Source organism: Rhizobium sp. LCM 4573, assembly GCF_001854865.1.
GTDB lineage: Bacteria > Pseudomonadota > Alphaproteobacteria > Rhizobiales > Rhizobiaceae > Neorhizobium.
This window is the reverse complement of sequence record NZ_MDDW01000026.1, coordinates 452793-471462: the sequence shown is the minus strand read 5'-3', so window position 1 is coordinate 471462 and position 18670 is coordinate 452793. Positions and strand designations below refer to the sequence as shown.

Annotated in this window: 18 protein-coding genes and 1 pseudogene; 6 read left to right on the top strand and 13 right to left on the bottom strand. The window is 57.5% G+C overall.

Annotated elements, in window-relative coordinates; translation table 11 throughout:
• The 9 genes from LCM4573_RS21320 to LCM4573_RS21280 form a co-directional block, all read right to left on the bottom strand.
• Entirely contained in the window at window positions 1-1077 is a 1077-nt protein-coding gene (locus tag LCM4573_RS21320) for a hypothetical protein (RefSeq protein ID WP_071008385.1), read from the bottom strand.
• Window positions 1078-1282: 205 nt separating this feature from the next.
• Window positions 1283-2230, bottom strand: a complete 948-nt coding sequence (locus tag LCM4573_RS21315) for a carbon-nitrogen hydrolase family protein (RefSeq protein WP_083347572.1) — start codon at window positions 2228-2230, stop codon at window positions 1283-1285.
• Window positions 2227-2877 carry an RraA family protein gene (locus LCM4573_RS21310; protein ID WP_071008384.1) on the bottom strand — a complete coding sequence of 217 codons (651 nt, stop codon included), beginning with the start codon at window positions 2875-2877 and terminating at the stop codon, window positions 2227-2229. Before LCM4573_RS21310 ends, LCM4573_RS21315 begins: the two co-directional genes overlap by 4 nt.
• Before the next feature lie 35 nt (window positions 2878-2912).
• The gene (locus LCM4573_RS21305; protein ID WP_071008383.1) at window positions 2913-3773 is read right to left on the bottom strand and encodes a TauD/TfdA family dioxygenase; all 861 of its coding nucleotides are present in this window, start codon (window positions 3771-3773) and stop codon (window positions 2913-2915) included.
• A 122-nt stretch (window positions 3774-3895) separates the two neighbouring features.
• A complete protein-coding gene (locus tag LCM4573_RS21300; protein ID WP_071008382.1) occupies window positions 3896-4984 on the bottom strand; it encodes an ABC transporter ATP-binding protein in 1089 nt (362 codons plus the stop codon).
• Entirely contained in the window at window positions 4981-5784 is an 804-nt protein-coding gene (locus tag LCM4573_RS21295) for an ABC transporter permease (RefSeq protein WP_071008380.1), read from the bottom strand. The genes LCM4573_RS21300 and LCM4573_RS21295 overlap by 4 nt, the downstream gene beginning before the upstream one ends.
• A 15-nt stretch (window positions 5785-5799) precedes the next feature.
• A complete protein-coding gene (locus LCM4573_RS21290; RefSeq protein ID WP_071008378.1) occupies window positions 5800-6681 on the bottom strand; it encodes an ABC transporter permease in 882 nt (293 codons plus the stop codon).
• A gap of 8 nt (window positions 6682-6689) precedes the next feature.
• A complete protein-coding gene (locus LCM4573_RS21285) occupies window positions 6690-7730 on the bottom strand; it encodes an ABC transporter substrate-binding protein (protein WP_071008377.1) in 1041 nt (346 codons plus the stop codon).
• Window positions 7731-7948: 218 nt separating this feature from the next.
• The gene (locus LCM4573_RS21280) at window positions 7949-8200 is read right to left on the bottom strand and encodes a hypothetical protein (RefSeq protein ID WP_071008375.1); all 252 of its coding nucleotides are present in this window, start codon (window positions 8198-8200) and stop codon (window positions 7949-7951) included.
• Between the two features lie 322 nt (window positions 8201-8522).
• Between LCM4573_RS21280 and LCM4573_RS21275 the strand changes: the two genes are divergently transcribed.
• The gene (locus tag LCM4573_RS21275; RefSeq protein WP_071008373.1) at window positions 8523-9026 is read left to right on the top strand and encodes a hypothetical protein; all 504 of its coding nucleotides are present in this window, start codon (window positions 8523-8525) and stop codon (window positions 9024-9026) included.
• A 131-nt stretch (window positions 9027-9157) separates the two neighbouring features.
• Here the strand turns inward: LCM4573_RS21275 and LCM4573_RS28970 are convergent.
• Together LCM4573_RS28970 and LCM4573_RS21270 are read right to left on the bottom strand one after the other, a co-directional pair.
• Window positions 9158-9343 (bottom strand): annotated as a pseudogene (locus LCM4573_RS28970) (exopolysaccharide biosynthesis protein); the annotation flags it as partial.
• 202 nt (window positions 9344-9545) lie between these two features.
• On the bottom strand, window positions 9546-10511 hold the full coding sequence (locus tag LCM4573_RS21270; RefSeq protein ID WP_071008371.1) for a hypothetical protein: 966 nt from the start codon (window positions 10509-10511) through the stop codon (window positions 9546-9548).
• Between the two features lie 379 nt (window positions 10512-10890).
• On the opposite strand from LCM4573_RS21270, the gene LCM4573_RS21265 reads away from it, so the two are divergent.
• Entirely contained in the window at window positions 10891-11118 is a 228-nt protein-coding gene (locus LCM4573_RS21265; protein WP_131819003.1) for a hypothetical protein, read from the top strand.
• Window positions 11119-11237: 119 nt separating this feature from the next.
• Here LCM4573_RS21265 and LCM4573_RS21260 read toward each other — a convergent pair whose 3' ends face one another.
• Complete coding sequence (locus LCM4573_RS21260; protein WP_071008369.1) at window positions 11238-11447, bottom strand: hypothetical protein; 210 nt, start codon at window positions 11445-11447, stop codon at window positions 11238-11240.
• Between the two features lie 129 nt (window positions 11448-11576).
• Between LCM4573_RS21260 and LCM4573_RS21255 the strand changes: the two genes are divergently transcribed.
• The 3 genes from LCM4573_RS21255 to LCM4573_RS21245 all read left to right on the top strand — a co-directional run bounded on the left by LCM4573_RS21255 (window position 11577) and on the right by LCM4573_RS21245 (window position 15932).
• Window positions 11577-11888: a PadR family transcriptional regulator gene (locus tag LCM4573_RS21255; protein WP_071008367.1), complete on the top strand. Its 312-nt coding sequence runs from the start codon at window positions 11577-11579 to the stop codon at window positions 11886-11888.
• Window positions 11860-13092 carry a chromate efflux transporter gene (gene chrA, locus LCM4573_RS21250; RefSeq protein WP_071008365.1) on the top strand — a complete coding sequence of 411 codons (1233 nt, stop codon included), beginning with the start codon at window positions 11860-11862 and terminating at the stop codon, window positions 13090-13092. Before LCM4573_RS21255 ends, chrA begins: the two co-directional genes overlap by 29 nt.
• 785 nt (window positions 13093-13877) lie before the next feature.
• On the top strand, window positions 13878-15932 hold the full coding sequence (locus LCM4573_RS21245; protein ID WP_206744584.1) for an autotransporter outer membrane beta-barrel domain-containing protein: 2055 nt from the start codon (window positions 13878-13880) through the stop codon (window positions 15930-15932).
• A 646-nt stretch (window positions 15933-16578) separates the two neighbouring features.
• Here the strand turns inward: LCM4573_RS21245 and LCM4573_RS21240 are convergent.
• A complete protein-coding gene (locus LCM4573_RS21240) occupies window positions 16579-17490 on the bottom strand; it encodes a nucleotidyltransferase and HEPN domain-containing protein (RefSeq protein WP_071008362.1) in 912 nt (303 codons plus the stop codon).
• 146 nt (window positions 17491-17636) lie between these two features.
• Here LCM4573_RS21240 and LCM4573_RS21235 point away from each other — a divergent pair, with 146 nt between their 5' ends.
• The gene (locus LCM4573_RS21235; protein ID WP_071008360.1) at window positions 17637-18596 is read left to right on the top strand and encodes a LysR family transcriptional regulator; all 960 of its coding nucleotides are present in this window, start codon (window positions 17637-17639) and stop codon (window positions 18594-18596) included.
• Window positions 18597-18670 lie beyond the last annotated feature (74 nt).

The window sequence follows — 18670 nt, the reverse complement described above, 5'->3', positions numbered from 1 at the left end:
TCAGGCCATGCTAGACGAATGAGGGGATGATGCCGTGTGGGGATCCGGCAAAAACCAGGTTTCGTACACCTGCGCGGCAACGTAGAGGTCCAGCATCGGCAGGCCCACGCAAGTAATGAGGATCGGGCGTTCCGATGCGGCGCTCGCATCACGGAAGTCTGCTAAGTTGGACACACCAAGCATCGGACCGACTTGTTCCAAGGTGGACCCCATGCGCGAGAAGTAAAGCGCCAGGCTTTGTGAGTTTCGCCGAGACACCATGGAAATGTCGTCACAGAGAGCTATTCCCGATCGAAGAACGTTCTGGATGTAGGAGGCCGACGTCTCGTCTCCACCGAGATGGAGGACAATGGCATTCGGGTAAATTTCTGTCGTCTCAAAGACTGGTGCATCGGCATTGGAAGCCGTGATGACGAGCCGACAGTCACAAAGCTTCTTATTATCGGCGACAGCTTCAAGCCGAATTCCAAGCGCTTTTCCTTGTCTCTCGACGAGCTGGTGTGCGGAAATACCTGACCGGCTGCGCACATAAATGTTCGAAATAATGCCGGAGCCGAAATGGCCGAGCACCTTGATGATCTGCTCGGCAATCGGCCCCGCCCCGAAAAGGAAGACCGAGAGATTTTCTGCCTTGGAAAAGAAGAGCTCGAGCACCACAGAGGCGTAGGTCGCGGTTCTCGCCGCAGAGATCTCTGTCCCGTCCATCACGCAAAGAGGGCGCAGTGTGAAGCCGTCGAGCAGAACAATCGTCGAGGTCGAACGGGACTGGCCCATTAGGCGATTTATCGCATTGGCTCCGACGACCTTGACTGCCGCGTAACGAGCCCCGACGCTGGACAGCGCGGAGAGTTTCCACCCTAACCGCTCGCCGTGCAGCTCGTTTCGATAAGCTTCGAATTGTGGCTGGCTCCACAGATCAGCTTCGTGGAAGGACAGGACGGATTTCAGACCACGGGCCCGACCCAAGCGGATATCGGACCAAGCCTCCTTCGCGGCGTTATGAAGTGCATCTGCTTCGAGCTGGACTCCGAGGCGCTTCATTTCAGCAAGTGAAATATATATAGGCGTGCTTTCCATCACCGTCCTCCGCGGAGTTTCCGATGTTATGCGACGGTAAGCAATCTCACATCCTCAACAGGTGAATTAAAGGAAAGATTGGGATACATTTTTGTCTTCTCCAAGCGAACGACTTCGCTGAGAGGAACCGTCGCGACAGCCGTTGCCGGATTGTTGCGCTCGTTGACAGACGAGTGGACGATTCCGCCGCGCGGTGCTGACCACCTCAGGCTTGTCTTTCCGCCGTGTCACAAACAGAAATTGGAGTCCCGGAGGCTTGTGCGCGCGAGGTGCATGATGCGCATTGGCTGCAGGTTGCGGTGCCGCAGCTTCGTTGCTCGCGTGCCAGATCGCTGAAAGAAACCCTATGCAAAGCGGAAGGAATGAGCTGCCGGATGGCCGCCACACGAGCGTGATCGAGGTGTGTTGAAACAATGCCGACCTGATCGACGGCTCGAGCTATGACCTGTCCCCAAGGATCGCAGACAAGAGAGTTGCCGTAGGTGAAACGGCGGTCTCCATCCGCTGCACTATAGCTTCCCCACTGTCCGCAAGCGACGAAATAGACCTGATGCTCGATCGCACGCGCACGGCAGAGCACCTCCCAATGGTCCTTGCCGGTCTGCAACGTGAAGGCCGCAGGCAGAATGATGACATCAACATCCGCGTTTGCGAGTGCGTCAAAAAGTCTGGAAAAGCGGAGATCATAACAGATGGCACACCCGATCCTGAAACCGTGCGCTTCGTAGACAAACAGGCCTTCTCCAGGCATCACGGTTTCCGACTCCCGATAGATCTTGCCATCGGGTGCCTCGATGTCAAACAGGTGAACCTTGCGGTAGCGGCCGACCTCGTTGCCTTCTGGATCGAAGACCACCGTCGTATTGTAGATCTTTGAACTTTCCTCAGTCCTTTCGAGCAGGCTGCCGCCATGGATCCAGACCTTGTGTCGAGCGGCGAATGACTGCAGCATGCAATAGGCCTCGCCGCCCGGCATATGATCAGCTGCGGCGCGTTTCTCCGCGGGGGTACCTCCGGACCAGTCGAAATGTTCCGGAAGAACGATAAGATCGGGCGCGTCCCTTGCGACCGCCTGCAGCATCAGGCTCTCGGCCGCACGCAAGTTGCCGTCGCGATCGGGCTGAGAGTTCATCTGGACGAGGGAAATCTTCATGGCACGATCCGATCCAGTTCAAAGATAGAATGCCCCGCCTCGAGATGAGGCCGGAGCGCGAGGGACCGCTGTTGTCGCTTGAGGGCAATTTCGCCAATGCGGTGCATATCGGAGGGCTCGGCGACAAAGACGCCCTCGGTATCTGCCAGGACCGCGTAGCCAGGGAGAACGGCCGCACCACCGCAGGCGATCGGGACATTGATCGCGCCGCCGATCTGATGTCGGCGGCTGGTCGTCTTGGACGAGACGCCGCAGCACCAGACTGGAAATTGGCTGTCGCGAATTTCCTCGATATCGGTGCAAGGTCCATCAACGATGATGGCCATGGCGCCACGGGCTCGGGTAGCCGCGACGACCCCGCCGCCGACGCAGGCAATGTCGTCCCGGTCGACCCGGGAGATGACGAGAACATCTCCCGGGCGGAGCAGATCGATGGCCTTATAGATGACGGCTCCATCGCGGCCAGGCGCGGCCACGGTGATCGCCGTTCCGATCGCCTTGCTTGGAAATACCGGTGCAATGTCTGCCCCGGCAAATCCGGAATATTCGAAATGGCCGATGGTTGCAGTCTCGACACCCTCCAGGAGGGTTCGCAGCGCTTCTGGAATTGCTTCAGGCTGCTCTTTGATCCTGTATGGCTCAGTCATCCGACGGAAGCTCCGATCTGCTCTGTTATCTTGGCTCAAACCGGACGTTCGCCGGACGTCGTGGTGCGGTGCATGATCCGGATCGTGTTGGGATCGAAGGAGTCGCGCCGGTGCATCGTGCACCGGTTGTCCCACATGACGATGTCGCCAACGTTCCACTTCTGGACGAAGACATCAGGCGTGCCGGTGGTGTGATCCCAAAGCCTTGCTATCAGGTCGTTGCTCTCATCGAGCGGCATGCCGACGATCCATGAGCCTTCCGGCGTCCCACCAAGATAGAGCGCTTTACGGCCCGTTTCGCTATGGGTTCTGACCAGCGGATGGACGACACCGTTCCATTCGCGGAAATCTGCACTTCTCGGTTCGGATTTCCCGAGGCGCAGTTTCCCCGTTTTGTCGTAGACGTTCTGGAAGAAGATTTGCCGCCCCTCAACGGCCTTGTGCAATTCTTCGGGGAGCGTCTCGTAGGCATGATAGGTCGACAGGAAATAGGTGTCGCCGCCGGAAGGAGGAACCTCGATCGCTCTGAGAATGGCGCCAGCCGGCGGGCGCTCGTAGAACCATGTGTCCGTGTGCCAGGTCGCCTCGCTGTTGCCGAGCGCGCCGCTCGGCTTGCCGTTCGTCATCACATTGCTGATCACCAGGATCTCGCGATGGGTGGGATGTCCACCTTCCTGCAATTGCTTGGGATGGATGACGAAATCGCCGAAATGGCGGGAGAAATCGACCTGCTGCTGGTCTGTGATATTGGCTGTGCGAAAGCGGATGACTCCGTATTGCAGCCAATAGGATCGAACTGCGGCAATATCCGCAGCGTCGTAGTCGGAGAAATCGAAGCCGACAATGTCGGCGCAGACATTGCTGCCGTTTTGAACTGCTGAGACCTTCGTTTTCATGGGTATCTTTCGCCTCCTAGTAGTAGATCCCGGCTTGGGATCACATTGAGCTTAGTGGAGGTCCTTATGGAGTTTCCAATATCAATTCACATTCATTGATAAMTATGTGAAATGAATAAGCACTACTGCTCCAGCAGCTGGACAGCGGAATGGGCGATGGCAAGGTCTACGCGGGAACCCGTCGAGAGCCTGTCGAGGCGCGTCGAGCGGATCATCGCCTTCAATGTGATCTGGCCATCTACAAGCATCCACGTTTCGAGATAGGCGCCAAGGTTGACGACCTTCTGGACGGTGCCCGTCAACCGGTTCACCGGTTCATCGAGGGCGCCCGCCGCATCGGCGAGCCTAACCGCCTCCGGACGGATGCAACAGAAACGCACACTGTCGGGAGTGACGTCCGGTGTCCGGGCAGCGGTGATCGGTATCTTTGCCGCGCCCAGGTACAGCTTCAGATTTTGATCGGATCCGCCGGCTGCGGAGACCGGCAGGATGTTGGACTTGCCGACGAAATCCGCCACAAAAGACGTTTTCGGGCGGTTGTAGATCTCGGCCGGCGCTCCTTCCTGAGCCACGACACCGCCTTGCATGACGATGATCCGGTCTGACATCGCCATTGCCTCCTCCTGATCATGGGTGACGTAGATGAAGGTCATGCCAAGCGCTTCCTGGATCTCCTTCAACTCAACGCGCATTGCCTCTCGGAGCTTGAGGTCGAGATTGGAGAGCGGTTCATCGAGAAGCAGTACAGAGGGGGAGGGTGCAATGGCGCGGGCCACCGCGACCCGCTGCTGTTGGCCGCCAGACAACTCCTTTGGATAGCGGCTCTCGAAGCCTTCGAGATGAACGCTTTTCAAGGTGCGCGTGACTTCATCCGCGACTTCCTCCCGCGGACGGCCCTGCATTCTAAGGCCGAACCCGACATTCTGTGCGACCGTCATATGCGGGAAAAGAGCGTAATTCTGGARGACCAGCCCGATCTTTCGGGCTTCCGGYGGAATGCCCGTCTGGTCGCGACCACGGATGCGGATCTGTCCGCTCGATGGCTCTTCGAACCCGGCGATCATGTTCAGGGTCGTGGTCTTGCCGCATCCGGAGGGCCCTAAGATGCTGACGAATTGTCCCTTCGGAATCGCAAGGCTGACATCCTGGACGATCCTGTTCGAACCGAACTGTTTGCTCACAGAGTGGAGCTCGATATCGATTGTGTTCATTTGCTACCTCCGTGGAAATGGGCGGAAAATCCGCCGATCTTTTCGAAAAGGATGATGGTGCCCAGGATGAAGAGAAGCGACGCGACGTTCACCGCCGCGAGCACTGGATCCAGGCTGTATTCGAGATGATTGATGACGGTGATGGGAAGCGTCGTCTGTCCAGGCCTGACCAGGAAGACAGAAAGTGGGATGTTGTTGAAAGAAATGATGAAGGCGAAGGTCATTCCGGAAAAGAGGCCGGAGCGGATCAGCGGCAAGAGGACATATCGGATCCGGTCCGCGGCACCGGCACCCAGGATACGCRCCGCCCGATCCAGCCGCTTGTCGAAATTGAACATCGCCGTCGCCGCCATGCGCACCACATAGGGCAGGGTCAGGATGATGTGAGCCATGATGAGGCCTGGTGTCCCGAGCAGATCGTAGAGGCCGACGGAGGACAGGAACAGGACGATCGCCACGCCTTTGACGATTTGCGGAACCGACATGGGCGACAGGAGGAACGACATGATGGCGGTGTGCCCCGGACACTTCGCGTAGGCGACGCTGTAGGCGCCAAGCACCCCGAGCAATCCGCTTGTCACGGACACGATGGCTGCCAATTCGACGCTGAGTAGAAACGGATCGAGCCATCGGCGGTCCCAAAGCGCTTCATACCATTGCAGCGTCCATTGGCTCGGCTGGAACGTTACGGCTGACGTGGGGCTGAAAGAAGCTGCAATGACGACGACAAGCGGAAGCGTGATGAAGGCAAGAATGGCGGCGAGCGACATCCTGAAGAGGAAGGTGAGCAAGCGGTTCATAGGAGCCTCCCGCAGTTAAAGGTGAAGTTTTCTATGAAGACGTGACTCGAGCTTGGATCCGAGGAAGGCCGCAGCCAGCATCAGGATAAGCAGAACGTTCGCCATCACCGCCGCGAAAGGCCAGTCCAGATAGAAGAGCACCTGCTCATAAACCATTGTGGCCATGACCTTGAAACCGGCGCCCCCAAGGAGGGCTGGGGTTGCATAGGCGCTTGCGGCCATGGTGAAGCCAATCAGGAGCGAGCTGACGATCCCCGGCACGGACAGCGGCAGGATGATGTGCCTTATGACGGCAAGCCGTGAGGCGCCGAGAACCTGGGCCGAACGCTCCAGATTGGGATTGATGCCCTGGATGCTGGTCAGCAGCGAGAGGACGCCAAAGGGAAGGATGACGTGGGTCAGCCCGACCACCACCCCAAACAGGTTCCTCGACAGTGGCAAGGGTTCCGAGATCAATCCGATCCATATCAACGCGGAATTGATGAAGCCACGATCCTCAAGAATAATCAGCCAGCCATAAGTTCGAAGTACGACGCCTGCGAGTTCCGGTGCGATGGCCAGCGCGAAGACAATCGTTCGCCATCGCGAGGTCGAGCGCGCCAGGTAATAGGCCAGCGGATAGGCCAGCACTGTTACGCAAAGCGCAACGAGGCCAGACATCACGATCGTACGGACCAGGCCGGTAAGAACCAAATCGTTGCTGAAGAAGCGGCTGTAGCTCGCAAGCGTTGGTCCGTCCGCGGCGGGGCCTTGAAAGCTGATCCCGATCATCATGCCCATTGGTATCGCGAAGAAGAGCAAGAGGACGAGCGAGGGGGCCGTCAGTGGCAGAACCCCCCTGACGGGGACGAGGATGGCAAGGGATTTTCTCGGGGTCGATAGGGCGATGTCAGTCATGATCGATCTCACTTGACCGCCGTGACGACATCACGTTCCCAGCGCTCACCCCAGGCAGAAAGCCGGGATGCGACTGCTGCGAGGTCCGGCAGCAGGAGCGCTTTCATATCCGCCTCGGTGGTGATTTGCTTGGCGCGGATATCAGCGGGCACATCAATGTCGGTTCGGGCGCTTCCGACCTTGTAGCCAGTGACCCATGCCTCCTGGCTGGCCTTCTCGAGAAAGAAGTTGACGAACTTGAGGGCCGCATCCCTGTYGGCGGCATGTTTCGGCACGTTGAGGGTTGCGACCAGTGGGATCGAGCCTTCCTGCGGCAGGACATAGTCGACCGGCAGGCCGCTATCGACGAGCAACTGCGCACGGCCGTTCCAAAAGGGCATGGCCCAGACTTCACCGCCCTTGATATACGTCTCCATGACGGAGGAGGACTGCTCGAAACCGATCGACTGTTCGGYGAGTTTGGCCATCGCGGCAAACCCGGGGTCAACATTGTCGAGAAGATCGCCGCCATTGGCGACTGAGAAGATCTCCATCAGGTAGGCGGCCATGACGTTCTGGAACGTGGGCAGGATGATCTTGCCCTTGAGGCGATCGTCGAGAAGCGAATTCCAGGAGTCCAGCTGCTCCGGCAGCTTGTCCTTCCGGTAGAGAAGCGAGAGATACTGCACTTCGTGAACGGCGCCACAGGGGCCAGCGACGCCGGCGATCGCTGGCGACAAATGCTCAAGATTGGGAACCTCCTCTGGTGAAAATTCCGCCAGCAAGCCCTCCTTGCATCCTTCGAGCGACTGCGAGGCGGTCATCACGACCACATCGAAGCCGGGCCTTCCGTTGGTCGCCTTGATCTTGGCATAGTCTTGGGAGGCCGAACCGACGGCGTCATAGAGGACGTGGATGCCGAATTTGGCTTCAAAGGGTTCGATGATCCTTTCGCGGATGATCGTTTCGTATGGTCCGCCGTAGCTGTTGACGATGAGCGTTTCGGCATGACCGCTCGCGGCCGAACCCATTGTTACAAGCGCACTTGCGCACAGCGCAGAAAACCTCATGACGATCCCCTTGTTGGTGTTGTCGGTTTGGTGACATTGCGCCGGCCAGTCTCACGATCTCCAATATTGATTTTGCAATATTGATAGGGAAACGATATTAATCGCATTATGCTTCAGCCGGCCTAACGATGAGCGTCAGGCTTGGTCGACCGGCTCCGAAGGCATGAGCCGGGCAGCCTGGACTTTTGCGGGCTGCCCAGGCTTTGCCGGGGGCGGCTTCATCGCCCTGAATGGCAGATTTCGTTGATCAGGCTTGGCTGGGATTTCAGGGATTTGAAGACATGCAGCCAGAATTGGTAATGGCTCGCACGGTTGAGGTCCCTGGCCTCGACCGCACGCTTTGCCGCGGCCGTTACCGCGTCGCAGCCGTAAAACTCCATCGCGAGTTCCACGGCCGCCGCGACCGCGACGTCATGTTGCACACCCGCCTCGTTTGGCGGTTCCGTGACATTCTTCAATGGCTTCGACATGGCGACTCTCCTTCGAGAGTCCGGCGCGGGAAATGTGGCCGGACGGTCTCACAGCGAAGATCGCGTCGTCCGGAAGCACAGGCGCCACCCATGTCAAGCAGGTTGAATCTTAAATGATTTCTCGCCGCAGGTGAAGTCAAAATTCTCCCCCAGCCAAGGCCAGCGACGGGGCGGCAGAGGTCTCGCAGATCGCAATGGAGGAGGAGGTCTGAACCCTTGAAGCCTTGTGCGCTGAAAGAAGCATTGCGGGCTTCATAGAACTGTCATCAAACCCCGACATATCTTTATCGGTTTCCGATATCGTTATCCGAGGGGGCTTACGATGCAGAACGGGACTTACCGCGTACTCTTCCTGTCACGTCGCAATTCCGCACGCAGCGTGATGGCGGAGGCCATTTTGAATAAAATCGGCAAGGGGCGTTTCGAGGCGGTCAGCGCGGCCGTCGATCCTGCGCCGGTGATCGAGCCGGCTGTGCTGGAACTGCTCCGGAGTTCCGATTATCCTATAGAAGAACTGACGCCGCGCCATTTTGGGGTGCTTGCTGAGGCCGGGGCCGCCGAACTGGATTTCGTCTTTACGCTCAGTGACACTGCCGCTGGCGAAGCACTTCCGGAATGGCCGGGCCTGCCGATCACATCACATTGGCGTTGCCCGGATCCGATTCTCGTCGAGGGTGAAACCTGGGAACGCAAGCAGGCCTTCATGCAGGTGCTGTCCGGCCTGGAACGTCGCCTTAACATCTTCATCAATCTGCCGTTTGCTTCGTTAGATCGCATGAGCCTCCAGAATCAAGTCAGAGAAATCGGCGAGGCGCAGGACGCCTAGCCATTCGGTTGATTGGAAGAGCGTTCGATACCCATCCATCCGGTGACCAGCGACCGGCCTCCAGCAAGGACGGCGTCACTGGCTCTGGCTGCAAAGAACGCAACCTTTAATCCTGCGCCGATCGCCATGCATCACGTTATGCCGTCCCAGAGTAAAGATAAGAGTGCGAGACCGGGCAGCATGTTGCCGAAGGGAATCGGTAAGGCGATAAGGCAGGCCATCATGAAGATGATCAGCCCAAGTGCCGGTTTTAACCTGGCCAGCGAAAGTGACCTGTCGCCCGCTATGATGTGCCGCTCCAGCCAAACGAGGAATGGAACGCCTGCATGGCGGAGTGCTCAATAAATGAGCTTGGCACGTCCATGGCCGACAATCGCGTCGACCATAGAACGCGTGTCAGACGGACAAGCTGGGTTGGGAATTGACCAGTGCTGTCGGGTTTCTGAAAACCATGGCAAGATATCGCACTCCAGTTCCGGGAGCGCTTCATGGTCTGGCGACGCGCATCCCAATTCTTGCTTATCGGATGACCGGTTCACCATGGTAGCGTCGCTTCGACGGTTTTGATACGCCAAATCCGACTTCCATCATAAGCCGCGGTGTCTGCCTGGCCAGGCTCCCCATATGGAAACCGAAAGGGTCCTCGACAAAGCCGGTACCGGCCGGACCGGTTAACGTCATGGCACTGTCTGCGCCATAGTAGTCCAAAATCTCCTCTGCTGGATGACCAACCAGCATCGTCAATTGGTGTTTCAACCGTCGGCGCTGATGGCTGCCACGGACATAGACGTGTGGACCAGCATTCTCGTCGACATCGGAGAGATAGAAGAAGAACTTCAGCATGCGCCAGTCGTCGAGGTCGAAGTGGTATTTGAACGAGGCGCGGCTGAGATCGGCCTCGGAAGCCGCCTTCGTCGGAAAACTCCACCAGGTCCGGGTTGTGATCAGCTTGGCCTCACCTCCAAGATAATGCCTCGCCACCTCCAAGAGGAGCGGGTCATTTTGTACGGCAACCGCTGCTTTACAGTCGAGGACCCTTTCATAGTGGTGGCCGCTTAGGATGGAGCGGCCGAACCGACGTTCGGCCTCTTCATGCTCCTCGGCGAGAAACTCGAGCTTGCGTTCGAAATTTCCGAAACAGGGCGTTTGTTTTGCAAAGCGGGCAATCTCGCGGTGAATGTCGTCTGGCAATGTCAAGCCGACAAAGATTCCCGTTCTTTTCAACTCTGCCGCGATCGTTTGCCCGTCCAAGGTTCCAAACATGGATGGTGCGGTTATTTTTACTGCGGGGATCGGCTTGGCCAAGAGCCAATGGGCCCGCCGAAATGGCATGGTTCGCGCCAGAAGAAACATCGGCAGCCATGTCGGCTTCTCGCGCACATCGGCGAGGTAAGTCGGTATGCGGGCTGTGATACGACGGAACGTTCCACCGGAACGAGCGATTGCTTCAAGGTCTTTCGACTTCGATTTTGGGGTAGCAAGCATCAGACGTCCTTTGCAAAATCATATCCCAACATAATGACGGCGGACTTCACGGGGCTGCGGGCTGAAGCTATCCATGATGCATCGATATTGCAACGCAACATCGAACCGACTTCGCTAGATATGCACCTTTCCAGTCTGGGCATCAGAAGGCTCTACAGATGGCAGGCGAGCCATAGCAACCATTGAAGACACCAACGAGAAATTGCCACCAGAGCGGTGCCGTTATGATGACGCCTGCTGCGCCGGGGCTTGTGGTGAAGCCGTTCAAGATATGTTCATCTCGCAAATGGTCAATTTGAGAATGTCGCGTCATTGCGGCGGAGGTCTGGGCGAGTGAACGAGGACGGTCGCCCGGACCTCGCTTAGATAGGAGCCAGGCGTGGGATTTGACAATTGGATAACCACACGGTTGCTGCGCCGGTTGAAGCGTCGGAACGACGACTTTGCGACCGACAGTGTTGATCCCTGGATCTCGGAAGCCATTTCGAATTTCGAACGGGAGATGGACAGGGTTCCGACCACAGAGAAGCGTGGCTATCGAAATCAGGATGCCGGTAACACCCGAACAGCTGGTGGCGACAATTCCCCGATCACCCATTGCATGTAGAAGGTCATCCACGGCTATGGACCGCGGCAACCGGTCCAAAAGGGTGCTGAGCAGGTTCGCCAGGTCCGTACATTAGCGTAATTGCTCATGCATGCCAGCACTCCTGCTGTCGAGGCGGATTATCGCCATGCCGCCTCGTTCTTCTTCTCGTAGTCGCCGAACGCCTTCTTCAAGCCGCCCAGCACCTCGGCTGCGGTTTCGAACATGGCCTTCAGTTGCGGCTCGTCGACCTTCTCGATGTCTTCTCGCAGGTGGTCCATGGTCTCCTGCAGGCGTGTCTGCATCTTTTGCGTATGATGGCGCGGATCACGATCGGCTTCACTGACCATCGGTATTCTCCTATGGTTCGTGCTTCGATGAACCGCCAATCCGTTTGACGGTTGCAAGCCAAACTCTTTGCCTCTAGTCTCGGTTCCCGATATCGTTTTTCGAGAGTGAGGTTTATTTTATGGTGATAAATGGAACACCAGGACCTTCTTTCCGGCTTTATCCGACTTCACGTCCTGCATCACGCGGCCGAAGGGGATCTCCACGGTCTCTGGATGATCGAGGAACTGGCGCACCATGGATACAGGGTCTCCGCCGGGACCCTGTATCCGATGCTGCACTCAATGGAGAAGAAGGGGTATCTCACCTCCCGAACAGAACGGGTAGGCCGCACACATCGCAGAATCTACAATGCCACGCCCTACGGCGTTGCCGCTCTAGAGTTGGCAAGGGAAAAGGCCAAGGAGCTGTTTCGTGAGGTCGTCGGCGGAAACGGTTCGTGAAGAAGCAATCGGTCATCCGCAGGGCACAGCCGGCGAAGTTTTTCTAGCCTTCCTGAAGCTTGGCCTGACATCCTTCGGCGGTCCGATCGCCCATCTTGGCTATTTTCGTGATGAACTTGTGGTCCGTCGCAAGTGGATCGATGAAGTAGGTTACGCCGATCTTATGGCGCTGTGCCAATTCCTTCCCGGTCCCGCCTCAAGCCAGGTCGGGTTTGCGCTCGGCCTGCTACGCGGCGGCCCGCTAGGAGCACTTGCAGCCTGGGTCGCGTTCACGTTGCCATCTGCGATCCTGCTGGTCGTCTTTGCGATGGCGGCAAGCGCATTCGGTGGCCCGATTGGCGCCGGCCTCTTGCATGGGTTGAAGATCGTGGCCGTTGCAGTCGTGGCTCAGGCGGTGTGGGGGATGGCGAAGACACTCACCCCCGACCGGGAGCGGGCGAGTATTGCACTCGCCGCGGTTCTTATTGTCGTGTTTGCAGCCGGTGCGATCGGGCAGGTCGCGGCGATCTTGGCCGGCGCACTCGCAGGCCTCGTGCTGTGCCGAAACGGTCCTGCCAGCGGGACGGCGCATTTGTCCTTCGGGATTTCTCCGATTATTGGAATGGTGAGCCTAATGGCATTTTTCCTGCTGCTGGCGGGATTGCCGATTATTGCTTCCTTGGTCGAATCCCAAGGTCTCAACCTGTTCGACTCCTTCTATCGTTCGGGTTCCCTGGTCTTCGGCGGCGGTCATGTCGTGTTGCCCTTGTTGCAGACCGAGGTGATCAATCCCGGCTGGCTGACGAATGATGCCTTCCTGGCCGGCTATGGAGCCGCACAGGCTGTTCCGGGACCACTGTTCACGTTCGCCGCCTATCTCGGTGCCGTCATGGGGCCTTACCCGAACGGCATTCTCGGCGCAGCCAWTTGCCTCGTCGCGATCTTTCTGCCGGGCTTCCTGTTGCTGATCGGAGCACTGCCCTTTTGGGACAGTTTTCGGAAACGACCAATGGCCCAAGCGGCTATGCGCGGCGCTAACGCAGCCGTCGTGGGAATCCTCGGGGCGGCTCTCTACAGTCCGGTCTGGACCAGCGCCGTCCTCAATCCATACGATTTCGTGCTTGCTCTGACAGGCTTCATCCTGTTGGTTGTCTGGAAAATGCCCCCATGGATTGTTGTCGTGCTAATGGCGGCAGGCGGGGCCTCAATGCTCAGTTTAACCTGACCTAGCTTGCGCCGTTGCTAGAGAACTTGCACGAGCGGCTTTGTTGGTGGTCGTCGAGAATCTCGACTGGGCGGCGTTCATTGATCGGTAGACGGATCAGAAACGCTCCTCTATCTCGATCCGCCCTATTCGGAATAGAAGCCGATTACGGGAAAGCAATGTTCAGTCGCGGTGAGTCTGCTTGCATCGCTGGTCGCTTGGCCCAGTTCCGAAGGCCGCTTCATCCTCCTATCAAAGATGTCCCTGAGATCAGAGAACCTTTGCGGCGGAAAGGAAGCTTTTGCTTCCGAATTGATTGATATCGATTCCCGAGTTTTGYTGAGAACTCCTCCTCACGGTTGTGTCCTTAAATTCAATCAGTTCCATTTTGGAACTAATTTTGGGTTACATCGGAAGGGCGAGGCTTTAAAGAGCAGTTCGMTAAAGTTGCATTCCGCAACGAATGATGTTTCCCTGCTCATGCTTGGCGTGAGCATACCRAATCATCGTCTTTCCAAATTATGGGGTTAGATCGAATGTATGCCTTCAGTGGCCGCGGCACAAAGCTGGCCGCACTTACGTCCGTGCTTATTGCAACAAGCAGTCAAATTGGGCTTGCAGGCGAGTTGGACGGCGCAGTTCACACAGTCCGCCCTGGCGATGCCGCCGAGGATTGGACACTGCGAAATCAATCAATGCTGACCGTAACCGAAGGCGCTGTAACCGGGCGAATTCAAAGTATTCACTCTATCGTCAGGCTTAACGGTGCGACGGTTAGCTCTGCACCTGGGAGTACTAGGCCCGCATTGGACCTAAGAAACGGCAGCACGGCGCTCGTCACTGAGTCCACCCTTGTAAGCCCGGAACATTACGCGCTGGTCATGAGCGATGTCGATAATAACCCCGGCATCGCTTTTCCGCAAAAAGCCGACATCTATGGTAGCGAACTCCTTGGGGGCATTGGCGGTGCTCTTGTAAGGCGGAATAGTGAGCTGAATCTTTATGGATCGTCGGTTACGGCGACCAGTGCTCTTTCAAATGGTATCAATCTTAATACAGGAACGGTGAGGCTTTACGGATCGCGCGTAACCGGCCAAGTAGCAGGCATCTCGATTATCAACGGCGACACCCCTGACTATCCGAGCTACGGCCGCCATCTGACTGTGGACGGGTCTCATCTCGCAGGAATAAATGGAGCGGCAATTTCGGTCAGTGGGACCCCTGCTCTGCCGACCGATGTAGATATCGCTATTGCCAATGGCTCGACGCTCATCGGTGGCAATGGCAACATTCTGGAAGTCGACCAGTTCAGCACTGTTGACTTCACGGTCGATAACTCCGCACTCGAAGGAAACATCGCGGTTGAAGGAGGCGGTGCTGCCGACATAACCCTTCAAAACAATGCAAGTCTGGAAGGGCAGATTACCGGCGTCGAAAATCTGGCGCTGAACTCTGGCGGCAGTTGGAAGATGATCGCCGATGGYGGCGTAACCAATCTCTTCATGGCTGGCGGTGGGGTTGAGATCAGCGATGGATCGGGCTCTTCATTCAACACGCTGACCGTTGACACTCTTTCGGGCAATGGCACTTTCGATATGGCAACCGATATCGCCGGCGGTGTTGGCGACAAACTGGTTGTCACCGAGACCGACGGCGCCCAGGGTGACCACGTGCTGCGTGTGAAGAACTCCGGTGTTGACCCGACAAGCGATAACGAACTGACGATCGTTGACACTAACGGGGGCAATGCGAGCTTCAGCCTTCTTGGTAGAGCGGTTGACCTGGGTGTTTACAAGTACCGCCTCTACAAGGTCGGTGACGATTGGAAGCTGATTGGTCCCGACACTCCACCGATCTGCACGCCAGGCGTTGATTGCCCTGTCGATCCCGATCCTGGTCCCGGCCCTGGTCCTGGTCCTGGTCCTGACCCCGTCGATCCGCCGAGAGATCTATCCGAAAGCGCCAAGACCGTCATCGGCCTGCATGCGGCATCCGCCAACGTCTGGTACGGCGAGACCGGAACCCTGCGGAGCCGCATGGACGATGTCCGCATGGGCAAGGGCGAGAACGGCATCTGGGGCCGTACCTATGGCCGCGATTTCAACGGCAACGGTGCTGCCGGCGTCGAATTCGACCAGTCGCTCTGGGGCCTGCAGGTGGGTGCGGAAACCGAAGTCAATCTCGGCGGCCTGCCGGTGATCCTCGGCGTCTTCGGCGGCTATTCGAACTCCGCCGTCAAGTTCGACGCCGGCTCCAGGGGCGATATCGACAGCGGCTATGGCGGCATCTACGCCACCTGGCTTGGCAATGACGGGCTCTATGTCGACGGTCTCTTCAAGGTGAACCGCTTCTCCAACGACGCCCGCGTGGTGATGAGCGACGGCAGCCCGGCGCGCGGCGATTACAGCGCCACCGGCATCGGCGGCCAGATCGAGGTCGGCAAGACCTACGATCTCGGCAACGGCTGGTATGCGGAGCCCTTCGCCCAGCTTGCGGCGTTGCGCGTCGGCTCGTTCGACTATGGCCTCGACAACGGCATGACCGCCCATGGCGATGCCTATGGCTCGGTACAGGGCCGTATCGGCGCCACGATCGGCATCAACCACAAGCTCGAGAACGGCGGCGTCTTCCAGCCCTATGTCCGCTTCGCGGTGGCGCAGGAATTCGTCGACAGCAACAAGCTGAGGATCAACACCGTCGAGTTCAACAACGCCTTCGACGGAACGCGCGGCGAAGTGGGCGCGGGCTTTGCCTACCAGATCAGCGACAAGCTCCAGGTCCATGCCGATATCGACTTCTCGGCCGGCAAGGACATAGACAGCAATTGGGGCGGAAATCTCGGATTGAGCTACAGGTTCTGAGGCGTCGGCATCAGGTTCGGCAATGGCCAGACCTGATGCATTCTCTCACACCCTTGGGATCACCGAGGAGCCTTATAGAGCCAGAATGCGCTTGTGCCCTTCTTCTCGCAACATGTGCAGAAGAGGCGCGGTGTGAGGCTTCTGATATAGGTAGTTTTCCCCAGCGTCTCGCCAGCTCGTAGCGGTCGACGTATCTCATGGCCTCGCAGGTGCAGCCGGCGTATAGCTCAAACCATTGTGGGAGACTTGCGAAGGTCTCCCATTCGAACTCGGGACACTCTAGGCGGATAAATCGCCGCTGAGCGGCGGCGGTTAGTCCTATGCCTCTTCGATGCTTCATAGTTATGCGCTCTCGCTATTACGAGACCGGCCGCATCGGTCGTGTGGTAGCTGTCACGTCCGCCGCTTTCAGACAGAGAGGATTTGGCTTAGCTATCAATTGCCGTCAAGAAGACAGTTCGTTTTGGTGTGCCATAGCTAGTGCTGATTTGTGCCAAAGGCAGCGCCGCGCCACATCAGGATAAATAAGCCGCGAACGGAGCACAGACGATTTTAAGGCCTCGATTTAAGATAAAAGGCAAAACAGCATTACGGGCGATAGGAAGGAGAACTGTCGATAGCATCGTCGTCAGATGCGCCGCAGACGTCAGCTCACGCCCGCTTTTCGCTCCAATTCCACCAACTGCTCCTTACAGATCGTCTCGACGAGGCGGTGGAGATGTTCCGTCCGCTCGAGAAGCCAGGCGAGGGCTTCCTCGGTGATCTCGAAGTGTTTCGAATAGCGGGCCTTCACATAGGCCTCGTTGAGGATGTTGTACCAGGCGGTGAAGCGGTGCTGGTCGCGCGGCCAAGCTTCGATGAGCCGGCGGTCGTGATCCTCGGCAAGACCACGCAGGAATTTGAGGTTATGAGATGGCGGGCTGTAATTGGTGAGCGTCAGAAGAAGGCAGGCATAGGCGGTCTCGACGGCCTGATGGAGGAGAAAAGCCGCCCTATTCCTCCAATCATTTTGAATGGCGTACTGAGCTAGCTGCCGAAACTCAGCAGCACTCTGGCTCTGCCTTTCGAAATGCTCCTTCGCCACCCTGAGCGCATCGGCGGGAGAAAGCCGCTTTGGTTCGGCCAGCGGCCGGTCATCGAGTTCGTAGAGCACGATGCCCTCGCGCAGGATGTCGACGAAGAAATATTGCCCGTCGGCCAGGAAGTTGTTCACCTCCCGGGCGCCATGCACGATCAGCCCCACCGGCGTTGAGACACCCTTGTCCCATAGCAGCCGGTCGGTTGTTTTGTCCCAGTACTGCGGCTCGGCCAGTTTCTTGGAGCTGACGATGACCAGGATATCGTAATCGGAGCGGTAGCCTTTCATCGTATGCGGCTCGTCGACAAAGGTGCCGCGGGCATAGGAGCCGAAGAGAATGATCTTCAGGATCCGCCCACGCGTCTTGAAGGCGGCCGAGCTTCCCGCGAGTGTATCGGCAAACTCCTCGTGGATGATCTCGACGACGCGGGCAAGCTCGCGCTGCTTCTTCTCGGGCAGATGTTCGAGGCTCGATTTCATATCCCATCGATAGGGCAAAGGCGATTCGCCGTCTACTATTGGAATTTATGGGTTCTGGTTTATCAAAAAATAACATATTGATCCAAGGTGGCGATTAATAGATGATCTGCACCTGGCGGAAAGGCCTAGGTAGATGGAGATAGAGAATGGAAGTCCGTCAGATGAGATGCTTTGCGGCGCTGGCCGAGGAACTTCATTTCGGCCGCGCTGCGGCGACGCTATCCATGGCGCAACCCGCCCTCAGCGTGCAGATCCAGACGCTGGAAAAGCAGCTCGGCGTGCAGCTTCTCACCCGCTCCACCCGTCGCGTTCAATTGACCAAGGCCGGCGAAGTTTTCTACGAACGGTGTATCCGTGTTCTCAAGGAGATCGAAAACAGCTCCGCTGTCGTACGTGCCGTTGCGGGCAAGAATGTCGACCGGATCACGATCGGAACCATATACCCGGCAACCTTCGGTGTCCTGCCGCTCTTTCTAAGCAAGCTAGGCAAGAGGTTTCCGGATATCCAGATTCACATCAGCAGCGGCTCCACCGATGCGATCATCCGCGATCTGGAAAAGGGCCGCATCAATCTCGGTTTCATCCGGCCGGTCGAAAACATCGGATCGCTGCGCTGGCAGAGCATCGCCAATGAACGCTATCTTCTGGCAGTGCCCACTGAAAGTCCGCTGGCGACGGCGCAAACAATTACGATGAGCGATCTGAAACGAGAGCGGATCATCTCCTTTTCCCGCTCAAACCTATCTTATACGGAAAAGTATTTCTTCGAGCAGTTTAGAAAACACGGCCTTGTCGATCACGTCGCCTACAGCTGCGATGACACCCTCTCTATGGTTTCGCTCGTTGCCGCCGGAATTGGCGTCGGTTTCGTTCCCGAATGGACGCAGGATCTGCCTCATCGATCGTTTCTCCTTCGGGACGTGGAGGRAGTGGATTTTACGATCGGCATGGGACTCGCCTGGAACAAGGAAGACCCCACCGCGAACCGCGACGAGATTGTGGAAATCGCTCGTTCGCTCGCATCTGCTTCACGACCGCGTAAGCTTGCCGGCGAGCATTCTGAAGGGACCAGCAAGAAGCGCCGCCGATCAGCGCATGGAGAGTAGGTCGTTGAAGTGGGAGGTGGAGAGATGAGCCTGGCGTTCTCGGCACGTTTCCTAGAATCGATGCCTGATGGTTC

What these genes read in the sequence shown, in the direction of transcription:
- LCM4573_RS21320 (WP_071008385.1), bottom strand. Translation starts at nt 1,077, where the DNA reads ATGGAAAGCACGCCTATATATATTTCACTTGCTGAAATGAAGCGCCTC.
- LCM4573_RS21315 (WP_083347572.1), bottom strand. Translation starts at nt 2,230, where the DNA reads ATGAAGATTTCCCTCGTCCAGATGAACTCTCAGCCCGATCGCGACGGC.
- LCM4573_RS21310 (WP_071008384.1), bottom strand. Translation starts at nt 2,877, where the DNA reads ATGACTGAGCCATACAGGATCAAAGAGCAGCCTGAAGCAATTCCAGAA.
- LCM4573_RS21305 (WP_071008383.1), bottom strand. Translation starts at nt 3,773, where the DNA reads ATGAAAACGAAGGTCTCAGCAGTTCAAAACGGCAGCAATGTCTGCGCC.
- LCM4573_RS21290 (WP_071008378.1), bottom strand. Translation starts at nt 6,681, where the DNA reads ATGACTGACATCGCCCTATCGACCCCGAGAAAATCCCTTGCCATCCTC.
- LCM4573_RS21280 (WP_071008375.1), bottom strand. Translation starts at nt 8,200, where the DNA reads ATGTCGAAGCCATTGAAGAATGTCACGGAACCGCCAAACGAGGCGGGT.
- LCM4573_RS21275 (WP_071008373.1), top strand. Translation starts at nt 8,523, where the DNA reads ATGCAGAACGGGACTTACCGCGTACTCTTCCTGTCACGTCGCAATTCC.
- LCM4573_RS21270 (WP_071008371.1), bottom strand. Translation starts at nt 10,511, where the DNA reads ATGCTTGCTACCCCAAAATCGAAGTCGAAAGACCTTGAAGCAATCGCT.
- LCM4573_RS21260 (WP_071008369.1), bottom strand. Translation starts at nt 11,447, where the DNA reads ATGGTCAGTGAAGCCGATCGTGATCCGCGCCATCATACGCAAAAGATG.
- LCM4573_RS21255 (WP_071008367.1), top strand. Translation starts at nt 11,577, where the DNA reads ATGGAACACCAGGACCTTCTTTCCGGCTTTATCCGACTTCACGTCCTG.
- LCM4573_RS21240 (WP_071008362.1), bottom strand. Translation starts at nt 17,490, where the DNA reads ATGAAATCGAGCCTCGAACATCTGCCCGAGAAGAAGCAGCGCGAGCTT.